Here is a 25,358-nt window from a genome sequence, read left to right on the forward strand (position 1 = left end):
AAAGAGCAGTCCCGCAAGGACGCTTCGAACAGTAGGAAGTATCATTGGATCCGTTCCTTTTATTTGTTATTTTTCAACTTAGCTGATTACCAGCTGATATAGCCTGATTTCTTCAAGATTTTATAGGTCATCGGATTTAGCTCCCCAATGCTTTTATTCCGGCGGCTCTCGTGGACGATTATATTTTCAATTAATCCATAGGGTCTCATCCCATGCAGAGCTTGAAGGCATATGTTCAGGGTTACTGTCCCTAAAATCTCGCCGTCTTCCTCATACACCAGCAGAAAATTTCTAGAGTCGGCTCTGATCAATTCTGTTTGCTCTTCTGAGACATTCATTTTCTTACTGTTTGGAACCAGCATCTTATAAAGCGCAAATAACTGCTCCCTATCTCTTCCCTCTGCTTCCCGAATCAACTCCATCTACTCTCACCCCGCATCCACCTCAAATATCGAATCCACAATAATCGGAAGATTGTTCCTGACCGATACTAATGGATGGATTTTACTAGAAATTTGAATGAGCTTCCCTTGATCCGTCAGTAAAATATTCAGCCCTGCTCCGTACCTCTGAAGCAGTCCAATCAGAACCCTTACTTCCAGAGATGATGATTTTCGTTGGGCTGTACTGTCCGAGTTCTTCCAGCGTCTTAACTTCCGGTCGCCCCCGGACCTGACTCAGAGTCTTCTCGTCATATTCTCTCAGGCTATACCATTTGTCCTCCACCTCTATGCTGAGGTCCACCTCCGGATCGAGCCTGACACAGTATATGAATGAACTAATTCTATGTATGCTTTGCGGCAGCAACTCCATCACAGCCCTGGGAGGACGAGCCGTTGCGATGATGATTTTTACTCCTGCCTTAGCCGCCTTCAATATTATTTGCGTGCTCCTCTCCGAGACAGCTTTACTGGAGTTCAACAAGGTGCCATCCAAATCCAGAACGCAGGCTTTATAGTTCACTGGTTCACCCCGTTCGATTTTTCTAATGCCAATTTTGTACGGTCAGTCAGCCTTATAAGTTTGTGCTTAAAGCAGCCTAGCTTTTGTTCAAAGTCATTTCTCTTGTTCTCAAAATCGCTGGTCCATCTGTACATCATCTTTAACATTTGAAGGTCGGGTTTATAGTGGGATTTTTCCAGCCTTAATACTTGTTTTAGAAACCTCGTAAATATTCTTACTCTTCGCTTCCACAAAGGCGGGTCAAGGAAAATGATTGTATCAGCCATATCATATAGAAATTGATACGAACCTCTGTCCGTTCCTTCAAAAATCCACTGTCCGGTACGGTCGATCCCTTTAATCACTTCCGCAAGTTCTGCCGGAGTGCGTTTCCTTCTTCCTTCAGCCGTCTGATAGTGAACAAGGCAATCAAGCTCGTACCAAGGCAGGCCCAACTGCTCTGACAAACATTTTGCAAGTGTAGTTTTGCCGCTGGCGACAATTCCGACGATGAAGATTTTGTTCATATGGCTTTCGTGTCTCCATTCATCCTTCTAATTCAGTTATGTTCTTGATAATAGTATTCGAGCCCGTGCTTATCGCCAAGGCAAAAAATGTGATTCCCTTCCCGCTTAAAATCTCCCAAACTATCTTAGCCTTGGCTCCCGTCTTGAAAGCAAGCTATGAAGTCACTCCTTAAGATGGAATACAATTTCTGGTCTAGGAACTGCCCCTTAATCTTTAATTGCTTTCTTAGTAAGCCTTCAAACTGCATTCCGAGCTTCTCCATAACCTTAAAAGATCCAGGATTATTATAATTACATCTCGCTTCAATGCGGTTTAAACCAAGCTCCATAAATCCATATTCTATAATCATTTTTGTGGCTTCTGTAATAATTCCTTGGCTCCAGTAATCGCTTGAGAGCACATAACCAAGCTCAGCCTTCTCGTGTTCTTGGTCAATTTTAATTAAGCCTGTTCTTCCGATTAATCTCCCCGTCGACTTATGTATAATTCCCCAGTGAAAAGCCTCCCTTTTCCGATACTTTTCTAAAACACCTTGAATATAATTGATAGAATCTTCTATAACAGTATGTCTAGCCCATATTGTTTGAGCGGTAACCTCTGCATTTGAAGCAACACGAAAATAATCTTCAGCATCAGCTAGTGAAAGCTTCCTGAGCAATAACCTATCCGTTTCGAAATTAGGAGATTGATAGAATAACTTCTCTATTTCCATGATTAATCATCCTCGTTATATATTTGAGTTGGTGCTAATTGTTACGCTTATAATCCAACAGGATGAGGCTGTCAAAGCCCACTTACAGTTTCAAATGTTCTATGTCCGCGAAGCCTTCAAGCATAAAGAGTCCATTTTTATATTGAAGTTTGGTAATGGAGCATTCAGAGACTAAACTGCTTTGGTTATCGACAAAATTTGGATGAAATTCATTTAATACACGCTGAGAACAAGAATTCACCAGGTAATCGGTTATTAATCCCCCGTGGGTAACCATCACAATATTACTGCCTGGGGAAGAGTCATCTCCTATTTCCTTTAATAATAATGAGAGTCTTTCAGATGCCTGTCTTGCTGAATCTCCCACTGGCGGTAAATAGTCAGGCTCATGCGTACACCTCTCCCACATTTCTACGAACTCTTCAAAGGTTTGACCAGGCAAGTCTCCCCAGTTTGCGCGTTCTCGTAATCGGTTATCAATTCTTATTGTTGATCCTGATTGCAGAGCAATATATTGTGCGGTCTCCACCGCTCTTCGGAGCGGGCTTGAAAGGATTTCTGCAACATGTATTCTTGAAAAATAATGCGCTGTTAATTGTGCTTGTCTGATCCCTTCCGGAGTGATCGAAACATCGCCCACTACTTTTTCTTTTATTCCATGTCTAACCAGAAAAATGTGTACACTCATGCGTGAGGTCCTCCAATATTCTACGAGTACACTACTTTTAAATACCTAAAAGAATATTTTTAATACTGGTTCATATGTCGCAGTCTCGCTGTTTTTTAGCTCTCATCATAATCTCCCAAACAATTGGAGTTTTGGCCTCCACGTAGAGTTCTCTTTGATCCCTGTATTGATCTGCTAATTCAATCTTGGCCTCGGCATACCGGTCTCTATCGTCTTTATGGGTCCTTAAATAATCGCGAAACAGTAAATGGAATTGTTCAGACCAGCTGCCTGTTTGCCTTACATGAATATGGGTTCTTCTCATCCCGGACGTTTCTCTGAAATACCTTTTGGTAAGGTGTGATCAAAATTGGGGTTCGCAGAACCTTAAAAATATTCGGCCAATTTTCGTTGTAAGGCTCAATAATCACTGGATCCTTCACCACAATTACCGCAATTCTTGAATTTAGTTTAAGGATAGCTCTTCGGTTCTTCATCCATTTAAAAATGTGTCGGCTGTACAATCGGCTTGGATGGGGGTTATCCCTTCAAGTAAAGAGGACAAAAAACCCACCTTCGGCGCGGAAACCTTGGGGTGGGTCTTTACTTTCTCTTGTTGTTATTTTCGAAGGGAAACCACGCCCACCCAAGATTCAATTACACTTCCTCATTCTACCATATTATCCCATCCTAATATAGAACGAATGTTCGAATCTGAGTGATAGATTTTCCTATTTCTTCCCGCCGTCAATTTCCTTCGGATCGAGCCCCTGCCAAATGTTTGGCACGGTTACATTCTCCGGATCGTCAAATACGAGAAAAGCTGTCGGCAGGTACCGCTCGCCGTACTGCGAAGACGGCTTGTTCACGATCCCGCCGTACTTGACGAGCACGGTCGAGGACCCGCCGTCCAGATTGGCGGCGATGACCGCGCCGTGCTCGAGCATGATATTCTGCACGTCGTACAGGTCCGCGCCGATGCTGTAGCCCGGCTGGCGTCCGTCGATGACGACGAACAGGATCGCGCCGTCGGCGCGCTGCCCCATCGCGGTGCGCGGGGCGATACCCCAGCCGTCCTTATGGCTGTTGATCTGACCTTTGCCGTTCACGATAATCCGCGGCTGGAAGGTGACCGCCTCCTGCACGTTCATTTCGCTGAGCTCACTCAGCGAGTAGTGGCCGGCGATCATTTTCCCCTGCTTGTCGATGCCGACAATCTGGGTGGAGGTGCTGCTGCCCAGCCCATTGTAGTACAGCTTGCCCTGGGAGATCACGACGCCGATCGGCTTAAAGCCGTTGCCCTTCCAGTTCGGGTCGTCGAAGCCCCCGGCATTGACCCCGGCGATGGCGCCGAGCCTATTCACCATGCTCGAAACCTTCTCGCCCTTCCCCACCGTGTCGGGTACGCCAAGACGGATCTTGGTCGGATCATTGACCGTCATAATGTAGCCTTTGTAGCTATTGCCGGAGATCGGCTCGATTTCGACCAGCGGCTTCTGCTGATTCTCCACGGGAGCGGGGATGCTGATCGTGTGGGTGTCTTTTTCCGTCCCCATCTGCTCAAATTTCTCGTTGTATTCCGCCACCCGCTTCTTCAGCTCGTCTTCGCCGATAATGTATTTCGCCCACTTCCGGTGCTGGGTCGTGATGAGCGTATCCGCGGCCAGATAGCGGAAGCTTTCGCCTGAGTTGGTGAAGAACAGCCAGCACACGCCGATAATCGCCAGTATTAATAAGCTGATCACCGTCCGGTATATCAATCGGAACCATCCGAATTTTTTCTTCTTCTTGGTCTTCTTCCTGCCCGCCCGCGCAGCCTGACGTTTAGGCAGCTCTGTCTGTGCCATGAGACGGTCTCCCTCTTTTCCCTGAAATCTTTATGAAAAATCTTTATGAAATAACCATCAACAACTTCCATAATAGACGAAAAACCGTCGCTGAAAGTTTCATTTTCTTCACCACGGACCTCCCGGGTCAGCCGCGGCATAAAAATGTGTTATGAGCCTGATATGTAATTCTCATTATTCAACGGGCGGAATTTCCGGGATAATCTGGAATAAGCTATTTACCGCAGCAGGGAGGAGATTGCTCATGGAGAGATTGCTGATTAGAAACGCAGAGATCATAACGATGAACGCCACGGAGGAGATCCTGCAGGGGGACATCTGGATTGAGAACGGCATGATTGCCGCCATCGGCAGGCAGCTGAATCCTCCCGGCCCCTATCGGGTGCTGGACGCCTCCGGCCGGACCGTCATTCCCGGCTTCATCCAGACGCACATCCATTTATGCCAGACCCTGTTCCGCGGCCGTGGAGATGATCTGGAACTGATGGACTGGCTGAAACGCCGCATTTGGCCGCTCGAGGCGGCCCATGACGAGGAATCGGTCTATTACTCCGCCCTGCTCGGCATCGGGGAGCTGATCTCCAGCGGCACGACGACCATCGTGGACATGGAGACCGTTAACCATACCGGCTCAGCCATGCAGGCGATTGCCGAAAGCGGCATCCGCGCTCTATCGGGTAAAGTCATGATGGACCGCAAGGACGCAGACATCCCGCTTCCTCTGCAGGAGGATACCCTCGCTTCCCTGCAGGAAAGCGTGGACTTGCTCGAGCGGTGGAACGGATATGACGGCGGGCGGATCCGGTACGCTTTTTCCCCGCGGTTTGTCGTGTCCTGCACCGAGCATCTGCTGACGGAAGTCCGCGATTTATCCGCCAAATACGGGGTTATGGTTCACACCCACGCTTCGGAGAATCTTGGCGAAATCGAGATTGTCCAGGCTGCGACCGGCATGCGGAACGTGGTCTATCTCGACCATATCGGACTGGCTAACGAGCGGCTGATCCTTGCCCACTGCATCTGGCTGGACGAAGAGGAGAAGCGGATTCTGCATGACCGCAAAGTGCGGGTCAGCCACTGTCCCGGCTCCAATCTGAAGCTGGCCTCCGGCATCGCCGAAACTCCGGACCTGCTGGCCCGCGATATCTCCGTCAGTCTTGGCGCGGACGGCGCTCCCTGCAACAACAACCTCGACATGTTTAACGAAATGCGGCTTGCGGCTCTCATTCAGAAGCCCCATCACGGCCCTACTGTCATGGATGCGCGCACGGTCTTCCGGATGGCGACCATCGGCGGCGCCAAGGCCGTTGGCATGGAGAAGGAGATCGGCAGCATCGAGGTCGGCAAGAAGGCGGACCTTGCGATCCTTAACCTCATGAATTTTCATACCTTCCCTTCCTATGATGTTGACCCTATTTCGCGCATCGTCTACTCCGCCACCCGGGCAGATGTGGAGACCACGATTGTCGGCGGCAAAATCCTCATGGACAAAGGCCTTATGACCACGCTGGACAAATCCATTGTGCTGCGTGAGGCGGATAACAGCATCAAGCGGCTGATGAAGCGGAGCGTACTGGTTTAAATAGGATTGGATAACGGCAAAAAGGTGCTTTCCGCAATTTGAATGCGGAAGCACCTTTGTTTATTTTTGCAGACGGGGAACTGCATCTCCCATCTTCCCAGTTTAAGCTTAATGCCCGCCCGCAGGGGCGAGCCCGATCCGGTCGACGAGCGCCTTGCTCTCCTCATTGAGCCCTTTGATGGTGACCTTTTTACCGAGCTGAGCGTATTTTTCGATAACCCGGGCTATGCCTTTAACAGCTGACTGATCCCAGATATGGGTTCTGGAAAAGTCTATTACGATCCGGTCCGGATCATCACCCGCCTGAAAATGGTTCACAAAATGATGCATCGTGCCAAAGAACATCTGGCCGGTAACGGTGTAGACTTTGGCTCCGTCTTCTCCGGCGGACGCGGTCAGGCGGACAACGGCCATTTTCCAGGCGAATACAACCGAGCTCAGCACCACGCCTGCGGCTACGCCAATGGATAAATTGTCTGTCGCGACCACCACGATCACCGTCACAATCATCACGATGGCGTCCGGCAGCGGGATTTTATTCAACGTTGTTAAGGACTTCCAGTCAAATGTACCGATACACACCATAATCATGACGCCTACCAGCGCCGCCATCGGGATCTGCTTGACGATATCCCCCAGCAGCACGAGCAGAATCATCAGGAAGACGCCCGACACCAGGGTCGAGAGCCGGGTTCTGCCGCCCGACTTGATATTGATCATGGACTGCCCGATCATTGCGCAGCCGCCCATGCCGCCGAACAGGCCTGTAACGATATTCGCCATGCCCTGCCCGCGCATTTCACGATTTTTATTGCTGGCCGTGTCCGTCAGGTCGTCAATGAGCATCGCGGTCATGAGCGACTCCAGCAGTCCTACGAAAGCCATGGACACCGAATAAGGCAGAATAATCATAAACGTATCCCAGGTAACAGGAATATCCGGCAAATGAAAGACAGGCAGATCGCGGGTCAGCGCCCCCATATCTCCTACTTTATAAACGTTTAGATGAAGCGAAATCGTCAGAATCGACACGACAATGATTGCCGCAAGCGCCGGCGGAACGGCTTTGGTTATTTTGGGCACGATATAGATAATGACAAGCGTCAGCGCGACAAGCGCGTACATGATCCAGCCCTGGCCTTTAAAATGCGTGAGCTGCGCCATAAAGATCAGTATCGCCAGCGCATTCACAAATCCCGTCATAACCGGCTGCGGCACAAAGGTGATGAACCGGCCCAGCTTGAGCGCCCCCAATATAATCTGGAAGATCCCGGCCAGCACCGCAGCTGCAAACAAATATTCAACCCCGTAGTCCTTCACAAGTCCCGTCACCAGCAGCGCAATCGCGCCGGTTGCAGCCGAGATCATCCCGGGTCTGCCGCCGGCCAGGGAAATGATAACCGCCATCGTAATAGAGGCGTACAAGCCGGCCATCGGGCTGACACCCGCCACAATTGAAAAAGCGATCGCCTCGGGAATCAGCGCGAGCGCCACGGTCATGCCTGAAAGGAGATCCGCCCGTGTATTTGAGAACCAGTGTCTCTTAAGCTGTGAAAATAACAATGAACAAAATTCCTCCTTGTGTATCAAATAAAATAGCAGACTCCCGGTTTCGGCCGTTTTGTCTGCGATTGCTGCTTTATTGTATAACGGGCATCCTCTTTGCCATTCTCTTTATCATTCTCTTTATCATTCTCTTATCTATACTAGACGCTCATATATGATAATTTCCCGTCCGTCTTCCTTTTTATTGGAAGCTATCGGTTTGAAGCCCTGCATCATCCAGAAGTGATGCGCCGGTTCATTGCCGACCGCAACGCCAATCCGGACACGGGGCACCTTCCGCTCCTGCATGACCGCAAGAAACATTTCCAGCGTCTGTCTGCCAAGCCCCTTCCCCTGCCACGATTTGCCGATCAGCAGCAGCCCGAGCCAGGTCTGTCCATCCTGGGGGTTCTCCATCAGAAATTCGAGAATGCCGATTCGTTCGTCATTGTGGAGGACAAAATATCGTTCCGTTCCCAGCCCTTCAGAGTCGTAGATCTCTTCAAGCGCTTCCTTCAGATCAATAATTTCCTTGCCCCTGGTTATTTTATTGAAATACGGGTCCGAATTGATAAGCTCCATCTCCGCACGGACCTGTCCGCTCTTTATCCTCTCTAAAGTTACCATTGGTGTCTGTCTCCTCGATTTTACTGCCTATCATTTTAACCCAGAAATCGATTTACTTCTATAGTGAAAAAGAAAGAACCCGCCCTTCTTCGACAAATTAAGCCGAAAATGGACGGATTCCCCAGCCTTCCGAGCTGTTCCTTATTTAACAATCGTAACCGGACAGGACGCGTGCTGAATGACATAATGGCTCACGGAACCGATCAGCAGCTCCGAGACGAGACCGAGCCCTCGCGTACCCATAACGATCAAATCAGCCTGTTCCTGTTCAGCAGATTTGCAGATGATTTTACCGGGATCACCGTGTCTGACGATTGTGCTGCAGCTGCCTGCGGGCAGACCGGCAAGCGCCTCCCGGACCGGAATCAGCATCTCCTCCCCTTCTCTGGCGATCTGTTCATCCAGCTCCACACCGACAGGAGGCTCGTTAATTGAAATATCAGGATTGACATGAAGGACGGTCAGCTTCGGCGCTTCAGCCAGGCTGAGCACAAGCTGCTTCGCATGGGAGAGCGCTCTGAGCGCATGCTCCGAGCCGTCATACGGCACCAGGAGATGTTTAAACATGGAGATCACTCCTTTATGGGGTTAGGATAAGCGTGCTTTTCTATGCTAATGAACTTCTATGTTAATGAACTTTAATGTTAATGAACTTTAATGTTAATGGGCTTCAATGTTGATGCCCCGCAGGTGACGGCCGCGCGCAACCAGGACCACTACGGCCACAAGCACCATGGCGCCGCCAAACCAGAAAGGCAGCTCCGCCGTGTACCATTCAGACAATTTGCCGGCCAGCCAAGGCGATACCGCCCCGCCCAGGAAGCGGACAAAGCTGTAAGCTGCAGATGCGGTCGAACGCTCCACAGGCGCTGCCTGCATAACGGCTGTCGTAATCAGCGTGTTGTTGATGCCTAGGAACAGACCCGCGATAATAACCGCCACAATGACCGTATTCGGAGAGTGGTTAATGGTACCGACCGCCATAACTCCCAGATCAACCGCAAACAAGGTCAGCATCCAGCCGATGGAAGGAACCAGGTTAAAGCGCTGCTGGATTCTTGGCGCAATGAAGACCGAGGACAAGGCCAGCAGAACCCCCCAGCCGAAGAAGACATAACCCAAGCCATGTTCATCCAGATTCATTACATAAGGAGAATAAGCCATCAAGGTAAAGAAGCCGAAATTGTACAAGAAGGCTACGATCCCCAGCGTCAGCAGGGACGGATAAGCCAGCGCCTTGAACGGATCCTTCAGCGATGTGCGGCTGGCCGCCTTCTTCACCTTAGGGAGCATGAAGAGCACAAACAGGAAGCCGAGCAGCATCAGCACACTCACGCCGAAGAACGGGCCGCGCCAGGAAATGGAGCCCAGCTCGCCGCCCAGCAGCGGACCAACGGAAATCCCCAGCCCAAGCGCCGCTTCATATAAAATAATGGCTTTGGCCGTGCCGGATGTCGAGAAGCCGACAATGGCGGACAAGGCCGTCGCGATAAACAAAGCATTCCCGAGTCCCCAGCCTGCACGGAAGCCGACGATCTGGCCGATCGTATCCGAGTACCCGCCGAGCCCCGAGAAAATAACGATAAGAATCATGCCGATCAGCAGCGTCCATTTAATGCCAATCCGGCTCGACACGACACCGGTAATCAGCATCGCCAGGCCTGTCACCAGGTTATAGCTCGTAAACAGCAGGGACACCTGGCTCTTGCTGGCATGCAGCTGTTCGGCAATGGCCGGCAGAATCGGGTCTACCAGACCAAGTCCCATGAAGGAAATAACGCAGGCAAAAGCAACAGCCCAAACGGCTTTGGGCTGTGATAACATGCCGGATCGCTTATGAAGCTCACCGGACTGCTGTGGTTCTGATTTCATGTCTCCAACCTCCAAAATAGATACTATAGTCATTCGCAATAGAAGCTATATTCATGCTTTATTCGTGCTGTATTCATGCTTTACTGATTCCCGTCCTGCTGCAGCTTCGTCAGCGCGTCTCTAACCATCTTCTGAAACTGCTCCAGGTCCTCCTGAAATCCCCGGATATTCTCGATCTTCTGCTCCATCAAAGCAAGCTGCTCCGACACCGTCCGGTCGATTTCGGTTAATTTATCTGTGCGTTCATCCGGACTTAACTGGTTCATCTTCTCCATGTACGCCTGCCGCTGCCCACGCAGCGCTTCGGCGTATTTGACATACTGCTGAAGCTCCTGAAGCGAGAAGCCCAGGACCTCCCTCGCACTCACAATCTTCTTGAGGAGATCAATATCGTTCTGGCTGTAGAGCCGAATCCCGCCATCGCTCCGCTGCGGGGGCGGAAGCAGGCCGATTTCCTCATAATACCGGATCGTCCTCTTGGTAAGGCCGCATTCTCTGGCAACTTCGTCAATTTTGAAAAACATCCCTCACGTCTCCCTTCTTGGTTAAGATTCCCCTCCATTCATTTTGAATGCATAATAAATTGTTATACTATCACTTCTTATTTATGTAAAATATTATATATGTGTGTAACGTTAACGTCAACGTTAACTTTTCGCGAACATCATAAGGTGGAGGTCCGTTTGTGCTCGGGAGGCTCCGAGACGAACGTTGCTCTCATCGCTGCGCTTGTCCGCAATCCTTCGTCTCTCCGCTGGCTTCAGCAAAATTCCTACCTATTTTAAAAAAATAGCCCGGCTCCAGCCAAGCGATACATCGCTTGGGCTGGAGCCGGGCTTTAATTATCCCCTACATCACCGCCGCTTCAACCGGTTCAAATCCACGCGGAATTTGGCGAAGCCTGCTTCATTTATTCCTTCAAACTGCAGTCCTTCCCACTCTTCCGCAGCCTCTGCCGCTTTGGGAGAAGTCAGGAAGGTCACCGCCGGATTTCCGCCGGGCGGAAGCAGCCGCCAGTTGCCGTCCGCATAAGGCGTGATGGTCCCCGTGTCCCTAATATAATTCGTAAGCACCTGCCGGTTCTCTTCCGTGGTGGCAAGCACGATCCGCTGTCCGCCCGGATTCGCCAGCTCGGACGAGAACGCCCGGTAGCTGTTGGTCGCAACGATGAAGGTTTGCTCCGGATCGACCGGATGTCCTTCAAAGGTCAGCGACGCAATGCGGCTGGATTCAGGATGGATCAGCCTGCCGGAGGCGTCATATCTCGCCGGCTTCGTAATATCGATTTCATATTCGATTCCGTCGATGATATCGAAATTAAAGCTCGGATATTCCGGGTCGATCAGCGGCTGCTCTTCAGCCCGCTCCGGATCGATCTGCCTAAACAATCCCGCCGCCCATTCCAGCCATTCCTTGATCTCGGCGCCGTTTAGACGCAGCGCATGCAGCGTGTTCGGATAGTTGTACAGATCCGCAAGGTGCTTGATCGCAAGCCCGCCTGCCGGAATGCTTGTAAAATGGTCCGGACCGTATCGCCCGCCTGTCTTGAACGGCGCGGATGCCGCCAGCACCGGCATTCCCTCATAGACCGTTCCCTCCAGCTGCTTCCGGGTATACTCCCGCTGCGCGTCGTTGATCAGCTGCACAGAGCTGTCGTCCGCGATCAGCGAGAAATAGCTGTGGATCGGCCCAGTCGTCTGCCCAACCGGCCCGCGGATGTAAGCCAGCGTCTCCGCATGGCTGTCCGCCAGCACCCTCGCCAGTCCCTCGTCCGGCTCTGCCAGCAGCCTGCCTGAGGCGGCGTCGTATATCGGCCTGCACTCGGCTCTGCCGCCTGCGGCCCGCCATTTTCCATCCTGCAGCTCCAGCTCAAGGTCAATCACGCCAAGGTATTCACCCGCATATCCGGGCTCGACTGCCGGGATGCCGTACAGCGTCCCGCGCTTGTTGTCCACGCCTGTCCGTCCTTCGAAATAAGGGCCCGGAAACAGCTTGTGCGCATGTCCGAAAATAATCGCATCCACATCCGGCATCCGGCCGAAGTGGAGCGCAGCATTTTCCATAAACGGAGTCTCCGGCACCTCTTCATATCCGGCATGGACCATAGCGATGACAATTTCCGCACCCTGGCGCTTCATCACCGGAATCCACTCCCGCGCGGCTTCCAGCATGTCCCGGACCTGCGCCCTGCCTTCAAGGTGGCCCTTGTCCCACTGCATAATCTGCGGCGGAACGAAGCCGATCAGTCCGATCCTGACGAAGCTCTCCGAGCCGTCCTCACACAGGAGACGCTTATCCAGCAAAATATACGGCTCAAACATCGGCTTCCCGGTCCCGGGATCAACAATGTTCGCATTTGTATAAGGGAAATCAGCCATTTTCAGGCAGGCCTGAAGGTATTCCAGCCCGTAATTAAATTCATGATTGCCGAGCGTACCGGCGTCGTAGCCCAAATCATTCATGGCCTTAAATACAGGGTGAACGGCTTGTTCTGCGGCTTTCTGCGCTTCGTAATCTCCCATAGGGGAGCCCTGCAGAATGTCCCCGTTGTCCAGCAGCAGGCTGCTGGGCACCTCCGCCCTGGCCTGGCGGATCAGTCCCGCCGTATAGACAAGCCCGCTGCGCTCCGTCGCCTGGTCCCTGTAATAATCATAGCCCAGCAACTGCATATGCACGTCCGTTGTCGCCATAATCCGAAGCCTGGCTTGTGCTGCTGCAGGCCGCTCCGTGCGCTCTGCGCTGACTGCTGGCCGGTTCTGTGTTTCACTCCTCATTGGTTCTCCCTCCCGCCGCCTTCACGCCTTTCTCTTCCTACCTATCTCTTCATGCCTATCTATATAAGCCAAGATTCTCTTTAGATTGTACAAAAGCTTATTTTACCAGAAATAATTCTATGTAAAATCCCTCTTCCAAACCAGCTGTCTTATAAAATATTTTTTACCTAATTATTACAAAAGCTGTACTTCCCGTTTACCAACTAATTCACTATACTGTTTAAAATACGTAATAGAGGAATTCTTAGGAATCCCTTAATTACAAACAAAAACTCTTTAGGGGGAAACCATGTTGTTGAAAAAAGCTCTAGCAGTATGTATGGCACTTGCTGTAACAGCGAGCCTTGCCGCCTGCGGCAGCAAAGATGATGCCGGCAGTTCTTATGTACCGAAAGAATTAACCGTTCAATTCGTACCTTCCCAGAACGCAGACACCCTTGAAGCCAAAGCCAAACCGCTGGAGAAGCTGCTAGGTGACAAGCTCGGAATTTCGGTAAAAGTCTCCGTATCCCCCGACTACAACACAATCGTGGAAGCCATGGCCTCCAAACAGGTGGACGTAGGATTCCTGCCTCCAAACGCTTACGTGCTGGCGCATGACAACAAGAATGCCGCAGATCTTCTGCTCCAGGCTCAGCGCTACGGCATTGTAGATGACACCGGCGAATCCACAACAGAGAAGGTCAACTTCTATAAATCAGAAATTCTGGTGCTGAAGGATTCCCCAATCCAAACGCTTGAAGACTTGAAAGGCAAAAAGATCGGCTGGCAGGACGTTACTTCCTCCGCTGGTTATGTCTTCCCTGCTGCCGAGCTGAAGAAAGCCGGAGTCGACCCGGACAAAGACGTTGAAGGCGTAACAATTAAAGGCCACGACCAGGCTGTACTGGCGCTTCTGAACGGTCAGGTTGATGCTGTAGCCGTCTTCCAGGACGCCCGCAATACCGTTAAGAAAGATATTCCTGACGTGTTCGACAAGACACGCGTTATCCACTATACCGCCAAGATTCCTAACGACACCATCAGCGTGCGCACCGATATGGATCAAGCCTGGAAGGACAAAATCGCTCAGGCATTCATCGACATCGGCAACGATCCTGAAGGGCAGAAGATCATCCAGGACATCTACACGCACGTAGGTTATGAAAAAGGCGACGACAAGAACTTCGATCCGGTCCGCGAATATGCGAAAGAGGTAGGACAGGAGATCAAGTAATAGAGGCAGCAAGCGGGGCTTTGAATAAAATTACCAAGCAAAGTTTCGCGATTCAGTTCATGGGGCAGCACCGTCCTAAACAGGCGGTGTTGTTTTCTATTCTACTACGGCGTACAGCCGCTAATCCAAGCAGAAAGTTGGAAGATATGGACATGATTGAATTCCGGAATGTAAGCAAGAGATATGCGAATGGCACCGTTGGGCTGAATAATGTGAATCTGAAAATTAACGAAGGAGAAATGGTCGTGATCGTCGGCCTTTCCGGGGCCGGAAAGTCAACGCTGCTGCGGACGATCAACAAGCTGCACGACACTACCTCCGGGGAAATCCTGATCGGCGGCAAGTCCGTGACGGCTGCCAGGGGCCGGGAGCTGCGCCTTATCCGCCGCGGCATCGGCATGATTTTTCAAAGCTTTAATTTGGTCAAACGCTCCACCGTGCTCCGCAACGTCTTGTCCGGCCGCGTAGGCTACCACTCCACCCTCCGCACCGTATTCGGCCTGTTCCCGAGGCATGACATCGAGCTGGCGCTGGATGCCTTGAGCCGGGTTAATATCCGTGAAAAAGCTTTCTCCCGGGCCGACCAGCTCTCCGGCGGACAGCAGCAGCGCGTCTCCATCGCGCGGGCGCTTGCACAGGAAGCGAAGATCATTTTGGCTGATGAGCCCGTCGCCTCCCTCGACCCTTTGACGACCCGCCAGGTAATGGATGATCTGAAGCGGATCAACCAGGAGCTGAGCATAACGACGATCGTGAACCTGCACCACATCGACCTGGCCCGGGAGTATGCGACCCGTATTATCGGCATGCGCGCCGGCGAAATTGTGTTTGACGGCAGGCCCGAGGAAGCCACCGACGAGGCTTTTGCCCATATCTACGGCCGGTCAATCTTTGAGGCCGAGCTGCTGGGAGCAGAGTCATGAACAGTCCGGCCGCTCCAACTCCAACTCCAACTCCAACTCCAAACCAGGCGCCCCGTCCCCTGCCGGTGCCGCCGGGCCGCTACAAACGGTATGCCGCCTGGATGGTCGGCATCGTCCTGTTTGTTATCTGCTGCTACCAGGTCGAAGTGACGCCGATCAAGCTGATGAACGGCATCCCCGAGATGGGCAAGCTGATCGGCGAGATGTTCCCGCCGGACTGGAGTTATTTTCCGACGATATGGGAACCGATGATTCAAACCGTGCAGATTGCCATCATGGGCACCACGCTCGGCGCAATCCTCGCCATTCCGGTCGCCCTGCTCTGTGCGAATAACATTGTAACGGCCAAAGCCGTGACGATTCCGGTCCGGATTATTCTGAACCTCGTCAGAACGATCCCTGATCTGCTGTTTGCTTCCATATTTGTAGCCGTATTTGGCATCGGTCCCTTTGCCGGTATGCTGGCGCTGATGTTCTTCTCGTTCGGCCTGATCGCCAAGCTGACCTTCGAAGCGATTGAAGCCATTGATCCGGGGCCGATTGAAGCGATGACCGCTGTCGGCGCAAACAAAATCAAGATTATCGCTTTCGGTGTGGTGCCGCAGATTCTGCCTTATTTTGTGTCTTATCTGCTCTATACGTTTGAAGTCAATGTCCGCGCGGCTTCCGTGCTGGGGCTTGTCGGCGCAGGAGGCATCGGCCTGCTGCTCGACCGTTCGCTCGGCTTGTTCCGCTACGACCGGGCCTGCATTATCATCCTGCTCACCCTGGCCATCGTGCTGGTCATTGATTACGCAAGCAACGTGGTACGGAGGAAACTGCTATGAATGAAAAAATGCCTAAACCGCTGCTCTTCCGTGTTCAATTCTGGCTGATCGCCATCCTTATTATCGCGGTTTATGTCTGGGCGTTCCTGGGCATGGATTTTGCCGGTATTCAGTCTACGGCCAAGACCGTTACGCTCTCGATTCTGAAGGGCTTTGCGCATCCCGACTGGTCCTTCGTCCATATGGAAGGCGGCGAGGATCTGCTCTCCGGCCTGCTGGAGACCCTCATCATCTCCCTGCTCGGCACGGTGGTGTCCGCCTTTGTCTGTATCCCGTTCGCCTTCTGGGCTTCCGCCAATATGAGCAGGGGCTGGGCGGCCTCCGGCACGGGAAAAATCGTCCTGACGATTATCCGCGTCATCCCCGAGCTGATCGTAGCGATCCTGTTCGTTAAAGCGGTCGGCCCAGGGGCCTTCGCCGGGGTGCTCGCACTCGGCATCCACTCTATCGGGATGCTCGCAAAGCTGTATTCCGAAACAATCGAAACGATTGATCCCGGCCCGTCGGAGGCTTTGACTGCAAGCGGCGCCAACCGGTTTCAGGTGCTGGTGTTCGCCGTGCTGCCGCAGGTCATCCCGCAGTTCCTCTCCTATTCGATCTACCGTTTCGAAATCAATATGCGCTCTGCCACCACTCTTGGTCTCGTAGGCGCGGGCGGCATTGGCACGGCGCTGATCTTCGCGCTCCAGACCCGCAACTGGAGCCGGGTGGCGATCATTCTTTACGGAATCATCGTACTCATCACGATCACCGACCTGATCTCCGGCTGGCTGCGGAAGAAGATTGTGTGAGCTTGATCTGCTTCATTTGCTTGCTGCTTTATGGCACAAGACCACCTTGGGCGGATGCCCCTGGTGGTCTTGTTATTTTTACAAGGATAATGTCACGCCAAAGCCAACAACAGCCCGTCCAACGATGGACGGACTGCTCCATGGTTAGCGGGCTGCTGCAATTGTTCTTCTCTTCTACAAGGCTTCAGCCGCTTCAAACAGCAGCTTGTAATACGCTTCCGAATTCGGCGTGAAATCCTCCAGCGTGAAGCGTTCGGCCGCCGGGTACAGCTTGTCCTGCACGCGGTCATGCCGGATGCCGCTTCTCGCCTCCACCTCTGCAAGCTCCCCGCTGAGCAGCGCCTTGTAATCCTTCAGACCGATTCTGAACAGCCCGGAGATCTCGCTCCTCTGAAAAGGGTACTCCGCAAGCGGCAGGCTGCTTTCATAGACATAGACGTGATTGAACTCCCGGTCGGTCAGCTCCGCGGAAATGAAGCTCTCCTGGGCAACGGTGCCGCAGTAGTGCAGGTCCTCCGGATTCACCGCAATGCCCAGCTCCTCCTCCAGCTCGCGGATGCCGTCCGCCGGCGTTTCTCCGGCCAGCAGGTGTCCCGCGCAGGAAATGTCCAGCTTGCCAGGGAAGGTCTCTTTATCCTCCGCCCGCAGCTGGAACAGGAGTCCCGGGTCCGCCGGGTCCGTTTGCCTGTCGATCAACCAGCACTGAAACGTCTGGTGCCACAGCCCTTCCGCATGAACCTGTCTGCGGCTTGCACTGCCGGTCCGCTCCAGCTGTTCTGTAAAAGTATCCAGCATTTCTTCAGATGCCAAAGAAATCCCTCCCTTATTCTGCGGCAAGCTCAAGCTAGAGCCAGTGCCGGAGTGCGGTTCCTTCCTGGAGCCTGGTCAGCTCCACGCCTGCCGGCAGCACTGCCCGTATATATTCCTCCACCGGATGGTTGTCCGGGTCAGCCATAACAGTCACTATTCCCTGATCCGCGCTGGAGCGGATTAACCGCCCGATCCCCTGCTTCAAGCGGAGCTGCATGTAAGGCAGATCCACCTCTTCGAAAGGCGAAGACGCTTCGGCGCGCTTGGCCGCAAAGACAGGGTCATTCGGCGGATAAGGCAGGGACCAGATGATTACATTCGAAAGCGAAGGGCCCGGAATGTCCAGGCCTTCCCACAGCCGGACTGCGCACAGGACGCTGTGCTCGTCTCTTTGGAAGCCCGCGATCAGATGGCTGATTTCGCGGTCGCCCTCGGCCAGCAGCGCAAGCCCCATCTGCTCCAGCACCGGAGCTGCAGCCTGCTTGAACAGCCGCAGCTCCTCCTGCGTGCGGAACAGCACGAGAGCCCGGCCATTCGTATGCCGGATCAGCCGGAGGGCGAGCTCCGCTTTGTCCTCAAAGCTTGCTGGCAGCGGCTCCGGAAGATAAGCGGTCATCCGGTTCTCGTAATCATACGGCGAGTCCACTGTGAAGGAGAGATAATTGTTCATCCCCAGGCTGTCGGCCATATACGAAAAAGATTTCTCCACGGACATCGTCGCAGACGAGAAAAGTATCGGCATGCGCTGGCTGAAGACCCGCTCCTCCAGCACCTGCTTGACGTTGCGCGGCATGACGGACAGCGTCAGGCCGTCCGCCTCTTCAGCCGCCCAGCAGATCAGGGCGCCGGACTCCTCGAACAGCCGCAGCGCGATACCCATCATCTCCAGATGCTCCTCCACGATCCGCAGCTGGTAGCTCTCAATCGTGTACAGCTCCGCCTCAAAGACCAGCTCCTCTTCGATCCGGCTGATCAGGCTGCGCAGCCGGTGAACCTCCCGCAGCAAGCCCGGATTCAGCTCGATGCTCATCCGGTCCGAGCCCGGTACCCTGCGGCTCTGGCGGCGGAGCACTGCAAACATCCGCTCGCTCTGCATAATGGCCTCGTCGATGAGCACAGCCAGCGTTTCGCGGATTTCATTTTGCAGCAGCCGGGTAATCAGCTCTTCAAAGATCACATGCTTCATCCGGTAGCCGAGCGCTTTCATCGCGGCGGATTCCAGCAGATGGCCCTCGTCAAAGACAACCGCGCAGTGCTCAGGCAGCAGCGGCAGCTGCCCCTCCCGCTTGCGCGCTTCATAGGTCCAGACATGCTCCATGTAATAATCGTGGGAGCAGATGATCAGGTCCGCCGATTTGCGGTAGTGGTCGCGCGACAGCGTCTGCCCGCAGCGGTGGCGCATCTCGCACGCGAAGCAGTCCTGGAACGAATCCCAGTTCACCCGGCTCCACTGCGCGTCGCTCATCTCCGGATAATCCTTGCGGTCCCCGTAAGGATGGAATTCCTGCATTCCATTATGCGCATGCACGAAATCCGGGATGGTCGCGTACAAATCGGCAAGCTGGAAGGCATCGTCCGGCTGCTGCTGCGCCCGGTCCAGCTTCTTCAGACACAGATACTGATCCGGCGATTTGGCCAGTCTGGCATCGATCTCGAGGCCCAGATGCCGCGTAAGCTTGGCGATATCGCCTTCCGGCTTGACCAGCTGCTCAATGAGCGACTCGTCCGCGCAGGCAATCACCGCCGGCTTGCGGGTGTAGCGGGCATAGCAAATGCTGTACAGCAGGTAGACGAGCGTTTTCCCCGTTCCAACACCCGCTTCGGCGAAGATCGGCATTTTATCGGCAAAAGCCCGCTCCACCTGGTACGCCATATAAATCTGCTCGTCGCGGACTTCAAATCCGGCTTCGGGCAGCACATCATAAAATACATCCCCGATCCATTCGCCAGCCTGCTCAATAAACGGACGGGACGGATCATATTCAAAAGGGTAACGGCTCACTTAATTGTCCTACCTCCAAGGCGATCTAACATTAGACTCAAAAGCCCATTATCCCATGCGGCAAGTTAAAATACAATGGCCGGCAGGACAGCTTCATCAGCCCGCCTGCACGGCCTCCCGCATCAAACGCTCCAGCTCGGCCGCGTATTTCTCGGCAAGACCGCTGCTCCAGCCGAAATAGTGCGCCATGGCTCCGGTCACCGCCTCTTTCCATTTCGCTGCCTGCGCAATATCAAAGAACAGCCAGCCCGTACGGCGGATGAGAAAATCCTCCGGCTTCACCGCCATCTCCTGCTCCAGCGCATAACGGAGCCGCGCAGCCACGGCTAAAGGCAGGCCGAAGCGCTCTGCCCACTCCTGCACCGCAGGGTCAGCCGCATAGGCATAAACCGCTCCGGCATTGGAGCCGTAGAAGGCGGCAATCCCGCGGGATTCCTCAGCAGAGAGGCCGGCCTGGACTCCTGCTTCTATTGTTGCCGATACATAAGCTTCGAAACCGGCTGAACCGCCGACCTCTCCGCCTGAGACCGGAATCTCCTTTGTCTGGCAGGCCGTCTTCACCGTTCTGCCCGCCAGCTTGTTCTCAGCGGTCAGGCGCCGGACGACGTCGTCCACCACGTTCTCCGCCATTTTGCGGTAGCCTGTCAGCTTGCCGCCTGCGATGGAGATCAGCCCCGAAGGGGAGTGAAAAATCTCGTCCCGCCGCGAAATTTCCGAAGGGCCTTTGCCCTCCTGCTGGATCAGCGGACGCAGTCCCGCCCAGCTGGATTCAATATCGCCGTCCGTCAGCTTCAGCTCCGGAAACATAAAGTTCGCAGCATCAAGCAGATATTCCCGGTCCTCAGCCGTTGTCAGCGGATGCGCGGTATCGCCTTTGTAATTCGTATCCGTTGTGCCGAAATACGTCTTGCCCGCCCGTGGTATCGCAAAGACCATCCGGCCGTCCGGGGTATCGAAATAAACCGCCTGCCGCAGCGGAAAGCGGCTTTGGTCGAACACAAGATGAACCCCTTTGGTGAGGCGCAGCGTTTTGCCCGATTTGGACTGGTCCAGCTCGCGGATGCCGTCCACCCACGGGCCTGCCGCGTTCACCATTTTGGCCGCCTTAATCACATAGGTTTCTCCGCCTCCGCCTAACTGGTCACGGACCTTGACGCCTGTCAGCAGGCCGTTTCCGTCATACACAAGCTCTTCAACCTTCGCGTAATTCACCGCCCGGGCGCCAAATTCCACCGCCTTCTTCATCACTTCCATCGTCAGCCGGGCGTCGTCGGTCCGGTACTCCACATAATAACCACCGCCCAGCAGGCCGTCCTGCTTGAGAAGCGGCTCTTTGCGCAGCGTCTGCTCCGCGCTCAGCATGGAGCGCCGCTCGGACTTCTTCACCCCTGCCAGAAAATCATACACCCGCAGCCCGAGCGAGGTGGAGAACTTGCCGAACGTCCCGCCCTTGTAGATCGGCAGCAGCATCCACTCCGGGGTGGTCACATGGGGCCCGTTCTCATATACGATCGCCCGTTCTTTTCCGACTTCAGCCACCACGCCGATTTCGAGCTGCTTCAAGTAGCGGAGCCCGCCATGCACCAGCTTGGTGGAGCGGCTGGAAGTACCGGCCGCAAAATCCTGCATCTCCACAAGTCCCGTTCTCAGCCCCCGGCTGGCCGCGTCCAGCGCGATCCCGGCGCCCGTAATTCCCCCTCCGATCACCAGAAGATCGAGCGGCCCTCTCTCCAGCTGCTGCAGCACCTCACGGCGTCTGACCGCCGAAAACTCCGTGCCGGAATGTACTTCAGAATGTCCTGGACCCTGTACCTGTTGTACCTGATGATTCATGAAAAAGACCTCCTTCTGCTTGTATGGGCTGCGCAAGCCGGGGCATTGAAGAATCAGACCGCTGCCTCCGGCCGGCAAAAAAGAAAAAACCACGAACAGCGCCTCGAACCTTCGGTTCAGGCAGCTTCTTCGTGGTTTCTCCATGTCTCCAACCCGTATCAACTTGTTACGATGATTGTAACACATAAACGGAAAAGGATGCGATTAAATTGCGATTCTTCCTTTACAAATCCTTCACTGACCTTGAAGTCCTTCACTTGCCTATCCATCCTGCTCCCGCCCGAGCCCCGTGTCCCACAGCTCCTGCCGCGAGGTCGTGATTGCCACTGCGCCGGCTGATAAAGCTGCATTCACTTCGGCGGCGCTGCGGATGAAGCCTCCCGCAATAATCGGAACGCCGGCCCGCTGCTTTACTTCTTCGATTAAAGAAGGAACGATCCCCGGCAGCACTTCGATGTAGTCGGGGCGGACTTTTTCAAATAAAGCGAAGCTGTTCTCAAGCGCCCCCGAATCAATTAGAAAAATCCGCTGAACAGCAATCAGCTTGTTCTGTTTGGCCTTCTGCACGACGCTTGACCGCGTCGAGATCAGCCCCGCCGGGCGGACGGCCTGGCATAAATATTCCGCCGCGTACTCGTCGTTCTTCAATTCATCCACCAGATCGGCATGGAGCAGCACCTTCTTGCCTGCCTTCTCAGCCAGCTCGATCATGGGGCGCAGCCGGGCAAGCCTGCCGCCGAGCAGGACGATATAAACATACGGCGAATCGAGCAGCTTCTCCAGCTCCCTGCCCGTCTTAACCGCCGGAAGTATCTTTTGTGAGCCAAAGAGCATCCAGGTCAGCCATCCTTCCTTATGATAAGCCTGTCCTCTGCGGCGCAGAGGAATAGCAGCCATTTGTCCTCTCCCATTATATAACAGGATCAAGGGTACACTTTAGGCGAATTTGCTTTCTTCACGCAAAGAGGTAAAATTTTCTTGGATGCCGTACAGCGGCCTCATCCTATTTCAACTATATTCAGGAGGCGAATTCCTTGAGTGAACATTCTCAGCAATCGAAATCTCTGGAAGCTTTGTTTGAGCCTTGTACGATAAACAGCCTGACCTTCCCGACGCGTATTGTAATGGCGCCGATGACCCGGGCTTTCTCCCCGAACGGCGTTCCGGGACCGGACGTTGCCGCGTACTACCGCCGGCGCGCCGAGAACGGCGTTGGCCTGATCATTACCGAAGGCACGCTGGTTAACCATCCCGCTGCAGGAGACACCTTGAACGTGCCTTTCTTCTACGGCGAGGAAGCCTTGAACGGCTGGGCCGAGGTTGTCCGACAGGTGCATGAGGCTGGCGGCAAAATTTTTCCGCAGCTCTGGCATGTCGGCATGTCCCGCCAGAAAGGCGCCGGGCCTAATCCCGAAGCTCTGCCGATCGGCCCTTCCGGCCTGGATCTGCAGGGGAACCCGTCCACCGAACCGATGACCGAAGACGAGATCGCCCAGGTGATCCAGGCCTTTGCGGACGCGGCGGCAGATGCCAAGCGCATCGGCTTTGACGGCGTGGAAATCCACGGGGCACACGGCTATCTGATCGACCAGTTCCTGTGGGAGCGGACCAACCGCCGCGAAGACCGCTATGGAGGCAGCATGATGAAGCGGGCCCAGTTCGCCATTGACGTTGTTAAGGCTGTACGCGCTGCGGTAGGACCGGACTATCCGGTGACCCTGCGCATCTCCCAGTGGAAGATGAGCGATTACAGCGCGAAGCTGGCAGCCACGCCGGACGAGCTCGGCCAGCTTGTAAATGCTTTGGCGGGTGCGGGCGTCGATATTTTCGACTGCTCGACACGCCGCTTCTGGGAGACGGAATTCGAGGGCTCGGACCTCAATCTGGCAGGCTGGGTGAAGAAGCTGACCGGCAAACCAACCATTACCGTCGGTTCCGTCGGCCTTGACCGGGAGTTCACCGCTACCTTTACGGAAGGCAACAATGCCGGCACGAAAGACATTCAGGAGCTGGTTGAGCGGCTGGACCGAGGAGATTTTGATCTTGTGGCCGTGGGACGCGCGCTGCTTCTTGACCCGCAGTGGGCCGCGAAGGTCCGTGAAGGCCGGATGGACGAGCTCCAGACGTTCTCGCCTGAAGCGCTTCAGACCTTATCCTGATCTCTTAACAGATGGAAATAAATAAGGAAGCAGATAAATAAAGCAGCAGAAAAAGCCCAGGTTCCCGGAGCCCGTCCTGTTTAGGACCGGTCCGCGGAATTTGGGCTTTTCTGTTATTTTGCCGGCACCTCTGCACTTCCGGGCTAGAGCAGCCCGGCCGCCCAGCACGCGCCCCTCAAAATCCACTGCTGGTAGATTTCGTTCCGGAAGGAAGGCAGATGATGGCCCGGCATGAGAAAAACAACCCGGCCAAGGCCATACCTTCTGGCCCACGCAGCGGGCCAGTCCCGGTCCTCATGCCGGTAAGTCAGCAGTACCTGAAGCTCCGCCAGAAGGTCGAGCTCGAACCGGTACGGCTCTTCATCCATCCGGAAGCCGGGCAGTCCGGCACTCAACTGGCCGGCATTCGGCTGCCCCGCCTCAGCCTCAGCGGGCTGAAATTCCAGGGCTGTATACGGGGGATGACCCGTAAACTTCCCGCCAATCAGCTGCGCCAGCTCCGGGGAGGCCTGCAGGGATATGCCGCTGTGCAGCACCAGCAGCCCGCCGCCCCCGGCGACAAACTGCAGCAGGCCTGCGGCTTCGCCGGGCTCCGGCGCGGTATCCCAGCTGTCCGTGTAGGAGATACAGAGGCCGTAGTCCGGCTGCTTCAGCCGGTCAGCCGTCAGCCTGCCGCGGTCCTCGCTGGCCTCAACCGTAAATTCCGGCGCCAAAATTCCCTCCAGCGTCTCCTGCACCGCATGCAGCGGATGGTACGGGGCACGTTCATTGTCGCCCAGCAGCAGCGTTCGAACAGCCATTGTAACACCTCTCCCGATTAATAATAGATCCTGCCGTTACCAGCACATCGTTTACCCGTTCATCGGCTACCAGTTCATCGGCTTGCCGGTATAGTCCACCAAGCACAACCGCTCCTGCTTAAAGCCAGGCAGCAGGAACCGGTCGGCCAGCCCGAGAATCGCAGCCGCGGACTCGTCAGCCGTCAGATCGGCTTCTGTATTGAAATACCCGTTCATGTACGTCCGGACCCAGCCGGGATGGACGAGAAGCACTTTGCCGCCCTGCGGGGCGATCTGGTTATACACCAGCTTCGACTGCATATTAAGCGCCGACTTTGACATGCAGTACGCGAACCAGCTGTCGCGGCTGCTGTCTTCGACGCTGCCTGCCTCCGAGGAGATGTTCACGAGCAGCCGGCCTTCTCCCTTCAGCAGATGGCCGGTCAGCGCGTTCGTGACCCGCAGCGTTCCCAGCGTGTTCACATTGAACACCCGCTGAATGTCTTCGAAGTCCAGCTCGTCTTCTACAGTTGCTTCGATCCCGCCCAGAATGGCGGCCGCGTTAATGACCAGCTCCAGCCTGTCCGTCACGGCTGACACCTGCTCCGCCGCCTTCCGGACGCTGTCTCCGCTGCCGATGTCCAGCGGAACAAGCAGGAGCGAGTCTCCCTGCGCCTGCTTCAATTCCGCGAGCTCTGTCCACTCCGGCATGTACTGCCCGGCAAACACGGTAAACCCCCGGGCGATCAGTCCTTTGACCAGCGCCAGCCCTAAACCGCGGTCGGCGCCTGTAACGAATGCATACCTGCTCAAACGGCTTCACCCTTCCGTAATAGGCTCAAAGGCTCTTCCTTCCATCCGCTTCAATTCCGGCTTTCGGCTAACGAATTCCAGCTGACACTCCCGCTGCAGGCCTTCCCGG

The 25,358-nt window shown here is 54.3% G+C and carries 24 protein-coding genes and 1 pseudogene; 6 read left to right on the forward strand and 19 right to left on the reverse strand.

Annotated features, from left to right (window positions below; genetic code table 11):
* Positions 1–86 precede the first annotated feature (86 nt).
* From FCN15_RS10610 to FCN15_RS10640, 7 genes and pseudogenes are all read right to left on the reverse strand, one after another.
* The gene (locus tag FCN15_RS10610) at positions 87–422 is read right to left on the reverse strand and encodes a GNAT family N-acetyltransferase (protein WP_138494984.1); all 336 of its coding nucleotides are present in this window, start codon (positions 420–422) and stop codon (positions 87–89) included.
* 85 nt (positions 423–507) lie between these two features.
* Entirely contained in the window at positions 508–963 is a 456-nt protein-coding gene (locus FCN15_RS10615; RefSeq protein WP_138494985.1) for an HAD family hydrolase, read from the reverse strand.
* Entirely contained in the window at positions 960–1,469 is a 510-nt protein-coding gene (locus FCN15_RS10620; protein WP_138494986.1) for a P-loop NTPase family protein, read from the reverse strand. Before FCN15_RS10620 ends, FCN15_RS10615 begins: the two co-directional genes overlap by 4 nt.
* 125 nt (positions 1,470–1,594) lie before the next feature.
* Positions 1,595–2,182, reverse strand: coding sequence for a GNAT family N-acetyltransferase (locus tag FCN15_RS10625; RefSeq protein ID WP_138494987.1), 588 nt, complete (start codon positions 2,180–2,182; stop codon positions 1,595–1,597).
* 82 nt (positions 2,183–2,264) lie between these two features.
* Positions 2,265–2,870, reverse strand: coding sequence for a histidine phosphatase family protein (locus tag FCN15_RS10630; RefSeq protein ID WP_138494988.1), 606 nt, complete (start codon positions 2,868–2,870; stop codon positions 2,265–2,267).
* Positions 2,871–2,940: 70 nt separating this feature from the next.
* A pseudogene (locus tag FCN15_RS10635) lies at positions 2,941–3,192 on the reverse strand (GrpB family protein); the annotation flags it as partial.
* Between the two features lie 388 nt (positions 3,193–3,580).
* Positions 3,581–4,696 (reverse strand): phosphodiester glycosidase family protein, encoded by a 1,116-nt coding sequence (locus FCN15_RS10640; protein ID WP_138494990.1) that lies wholly within the window; start codon positions 4,694–4,696, stop codon positions 3,581–3,583.
* Between the two features lie 244 nt (positions 4,697–4,940).
* Here FCN15_RS10640 and FCN15_RS10645 point away from each other — a divergent pair, with 244 nt between their 5' ends.
* Positions 4,941–6,278, forward strand: coding sequence for a 5'-deoxyadenosine deaminase (locus FCN15_RS10645; RefSeq protein ID WP_138494991.1), 1,338 nt, complete (start codon positions 4,941–4,943; stop codon positions 6,276–6,278).
* 108 nt (positions 6,279–6,386) lie between these two features.
* On the opposite strand, the gene FCN15_RS10650 is transcribed toward FCN15_RS10645, so the two are convergent.
* The 6 genes from FCN15_RS10650 to FCN15_RS10675 form a co-directional block, all read right to left on the reverse strand.
* Entirely contained in the window at positions 6,387–7,841 is a 1,455-nt protein-coding gene (locus tag FCN15_RS10650; RefSeq protein ID WP_138494992.1) for a SulP family inorganic anion transporter, read from the reverse strand.
* 138 nt (positions 7,842–7,979) lie between these two features.
* Positions 7,980–8,450 carry a GNAT family N-acetyltransferase gene (locus FCN15_RS10655; protein ID WP_138494993.1) on the reverse strand — a complete coding sequence of 157 codons (471 nt, stop codon included), beginning with the start codon at positions 8,448–8,450 and terminating at the stop codon, positions 7,980–7,982.
* A 141-nt stretch (positions 8,451–8,591) separates the two neighbouring features.
* Positions 8,592–9,017, reverse strand: a complete 426-nt coding sequence (locus FCN15_RS10660; RefSeq protein WP_238996619.1) for a universal stress protein — start codon at positions 9,015–9,017, stop codon at positions 8,592–8,594.
* A 93-nt stretch (positions 9,018–9,110) separates the two neighbouring features.
* Entirely contained in the window at positions 9,111–10,322 is a 1,212-nt protein-coding gene (locus FCN15_RS10665; protein WP_138494994.1) for an MFS transporter, read from the reverse strand.
* 80 nt (positions 10,323–10,402) lie between these two features.
* Positions 10,403–10,846 carry a MerR family transcriptional regulator gene (locus tag FCN15_RS10670; protein ID WP_138494995.1) on the reverse strand — a complete coding sequence of 148 codons (444 nt, stop codon included), beginning with the start codon at positions 10,844–10,846 and terminating at the stop codon, positions 10,403–10,405.
* Positions 10,847–11,176: 330 nt separating this feature from the next.
* Positions 11,177–13,096 (reverse strand): bifunctional 2',3'-cyclic-nucleotide 2'-phosphodiesterase/3'-nucleotidase, encoded by a 1,920-nt coding sequence (locus FCN15_RS10675; RefSeq protein WP_138494996.1) that lies wholly within the window; start codon positions 13,094–13,096, stop codon positions 11,177–11,179.
* A 292-nt stretch (positions 13,097–13,388) separates the two neighbouring features.
* On the opposite strand from FCN15_RS10675, the gene FCN15_RS10680 reads away from it, so the two are divergent.
* The 4 genes from FCN15_RS10680 (at position 13,389) to phnE (FCN15_RS10695) (ending at position 16,853) form a co-directional block, all read left to right on the forward strand.
* Positions 13,389–14,312, forward strand: a complete 924-nt coding sequence (locus FCN15_RS10680) for a phosphate/phosphite/phosphonate ABC transporter substrate-binding protein (protein ID WP_138495058.1) — start codon at positions 13,389–13,391, stop codon at positions 14,310–14,312.
* Positions 14,313–14,464: 152 nt separating this feature from the next.
* Positions 14,465–15,235 carry a phosphonate ABC transporter ATP-binding protein gene (gene phnC, locus FCN15_RS10685; RefSeq protein WP_138494997.1) on the forward strand — a complete coding sequence of 257 codons (771 nt, stop codon included), beginning with the start codon at positions 14,465–14,467 and terminating at the stop codon, positions 15,233–15,235.
* A 101-nt stretch (positions 15,236–15,336) separates the two neighbouring features.
* Positions 15,337–16,062, forward strand: a complete 726-nt coding sequence (gene phnE, locus FCN15_RS10690; protein WP_238996630.1) for a phosphonate ABC transporter, permease protein PhnE — start codon at positions 15,337–15,339, stop codon at positions 16,060–16,062.
* Positions 16,059–16,853: a phosphonate ABC transporter, permease protein PhnE gene (gene phnE, locus FCN15_RS10695; protein WP_138494999.1), complete on the forward strand. Its 795-nt coding sequence runs from the start codon at positions 16,059–16,061 to the stop codon at positions 16,851–16,853. The genes phnE (FCN15_RS10690) and phnE (FCN15_RS10695) overlap by 4 nt, the downstream gene beginning before the upstream one ends.
* A 174-nt stretch (positions 16,854–17,027) precedes the next feature.
* Here the strand turns inward: phnE (FCN15_RS10695) and FCN15_RS10700 are convergent, their stop codons facing one another.
* From FCN15_RS10700 to FCN15_RS10715, 4 genes are all read right to left on the reverse strand, one after another.
* Complete coding sequence (locus tag FCN15_RS10700) at positions 17,028–17,663, reverse strand: NUDIX hydrolase (RefSeq protein WP_138495000.1); 636 nt, start codon at positions 17,661–17,663, stop codon at positions 17,028–17,030.
* 34 nt (positions 17,664–17,697) lie between these two features.
* Positions 17,698–19,665 (reverse strand): ATP-dependent DNA helicase, encoded by a 1,968-nt coding sequence (locus tag FCN15_RS10705; protein ID WP_138495001.1) that lies wholly within the window; start codon positions 19,663–19,665, stop codon positions 17,698–17,700.
* 96 nt (positions 19,666–19,761) lie between these two features.
* Positions 19,762–21,498 (reverse strand): glycerol-3-phosphate dehydrogenase/oxidase, encoded by a 1,737-nt coding sequence (locus FCN15_RS10710; RefSeq protein WP_138495002.1) that lies wholly within the window; start codon positions 21,496–21,498, stop codon positions 19,762–19,764.
* A gap of 261 nt (positions 21,499–21,759) precedes the next feature.
* Positions 21,760–22,332 carry a glycerol-3-phosphate responsive antiterminator gene (locus FCN15_RS10715; RefSeq protein ID WP_138495059.1) on the reverse strand — a complete coding sequence of 191 codons (573 nt, stop codon included), beginning with the start codon at positions 22,330–22,332 and terminating at the stop codon, positions 21,760–21,762.
* Between the two features lie 200 nt (positions 22,333–22,532).
* Here FCN15_RS10715 and FCN15_RS10720 point away from each other — a divergent pair, with 200 nt between their 5' ends.
* Positions 22,533–23,657, forward strand: a complete 1,125-nt coding sequence (locus tag FCN15_RS10720; RefSeq protein WP_138495003.1) for an NADH:flavin oxidoreductase — start codon at positions 22,533–22,535, stop codon at positions 23,655–23,657.
* A 143-nt stretch (positions 23,658–23,800) separates the two neighbouring features.
* On the opposite strand, the gene FCN15_RS10725 is transcribed toward FCN15_RS10720, so the two are convergent.
* Together FCN15_RS10725 and FCN15_RS10730 are read right to left on the reverse strand one after the other, a co-directional pair.
* The gene (locus FCN15_RS10725) at positions 23,801–24,457 is read right to left on the reverse strand and encodes a ThuA domain-containing protein (RefSeq protein WP_138495004.1); all 657 of its coding nucleotides are present in this window, start codon (positions 24,455–24,457) and stop codon (positions 23,801–23,803) included.
* 66 nt (positions 24,458–24,523) lie between these two features.
* Positions 24,524–25,249 carry an SDR family NAD(P)-dependent oxidoreductase gene (locus tag FCN15_RS10730; protein WP_138495005.1) on the reverse strand — a complete coding sequence of 242 codons (726 nt, stop codon included), beginning with the start codon at positions 25,247–25,249 and terminating at the stop codon, positions 24,524–24,526.
* Between the last annotated feature and the right edge of the window lie 109 nt (positions 25,250–25,358).

The sequence above is a fragment of the Paenibacillus pinistramenti genome, assembly GCF_005869875.1.
Taxonomy (GTDB): Bacteria; Bacillota; Bacilli; order Paenibacillales; family Paenibacillaceae; genus Fontibacillus; species Fontibacillus pinistramenti.

Coding starts and splice junctions, on each gene's coding strand:
- phnE (WP_138494999.1), top strand. CDS start 16,059: ATGAATGAAAAAATGCCTAAACCGCTGCTCTTCCGTGTTCAATTCTGG.
- phnE (WP_238996630.1), top strand. CDS start 15,337: ATGGTCGGCATCGTCCTGTTTGTTATCTGCTGCTACCAGGTCGAAGTG.
- FCN15_RS10665 (WP_138494994.1), bottom strand. CDS start 10,322: ATGAAATCAGAACCACAGCAGTCCGGTGAGCTTCATAAGCGATCCGGC.
- FCN15_RS10610 (WP_138494984.1), bottom strand. CDS start 422: ATGGAGTTGATTCGGGAAGCAGAGGGAAGAGATAGGGAGCAGTTATTT.
- FCN15_RS10640 (WP_138494990.1), bottom strand. CDS start 4,696: ATGGCACAGACAGAGCTGCCTAAACGTCAGGCTGCGCGGGCGGGCAGG.
- FCN15_RS10725 (WP_138495004.1), bottom strand. CDS start 24,457: ATGGCTGTTCGAACGCTGCTGCTGGGCGACAATGAACGTGCCCCGTAC.
- FCN15_RS10715 (WP_138495059.1), bottom strand. CDS start 22,332: ATGCTCTTTGGCTCACAAAAGATACTTCCGGCGGTTAAGACGGGCAGG.
- FCN15_RS10675 (WP_138494996.1), bottom strand. CDS start 13,096: ATGAGGAGTGAAACACAGAACCGGCCAGCAGTCAGCGCAGAGCGCACG.
- FCN15_RS10655 (WP_138494993.1), bottom strand. CDS start 8,450: ATGGTAACTTTAGAGAGGATAAAGAGCGGACAGGTCCGTGCGGAGATG.
- FCN15_RS10620 (WP_138494986.1), bottom strand. CDS start 1,469: ATGAACAAAATCTTCATCGTCGGAATTGTCGCCAGCGGCAAAACTACA.
- FCN15_RS10670 (WP_138494995.1), bottom strand. CDS start 10,846: ATGTTTTTCAAAATTGACGAAGTTGCCAGAGAATGCGGCCTTACCAAG.
- FCN15_RS10625 (WP_138494987.1), bottom strand. CDS start 2,182: ATGGAAATAGAGAAGTTATTCTATCAATCTCCTAATTTCGAAACGGAT.
- phnC (WP_138494997.1), top strand. CDS start 14,465: ATGATTGAATTCCGGAATGTAAGCAAGAGATATGCGAATGGCACCGTT.
- FCN15_RS10710 (WP_138495002.1), bottom strand. CDS start 21,498: ATGAATCATCAGGTACAACAGGTACAGGGTCCAGGACATTCTGAAGTA.
- FCN15_RS10645 (WP_138494991.1), top strand. CDS start 4,941: ATGGAGAGATTGCTGATTAGAAACGCAGAGATCATAACGATGAACGCC.
- FCN15_RS10630 (WP_138494988.1), bottom strand. CDS start 2,870: ATGAGTGTACACATTTTTCTGGTTAGACATGGAATAAAAGAAAAAGTA.
- FCN15_RS10660 (WP_238996619.1), bottom strand. CDS start 9,017: ATGTTTAAACATCTCCTGGTGCCGTATGACGGCTCGGAGCATGCGCTC.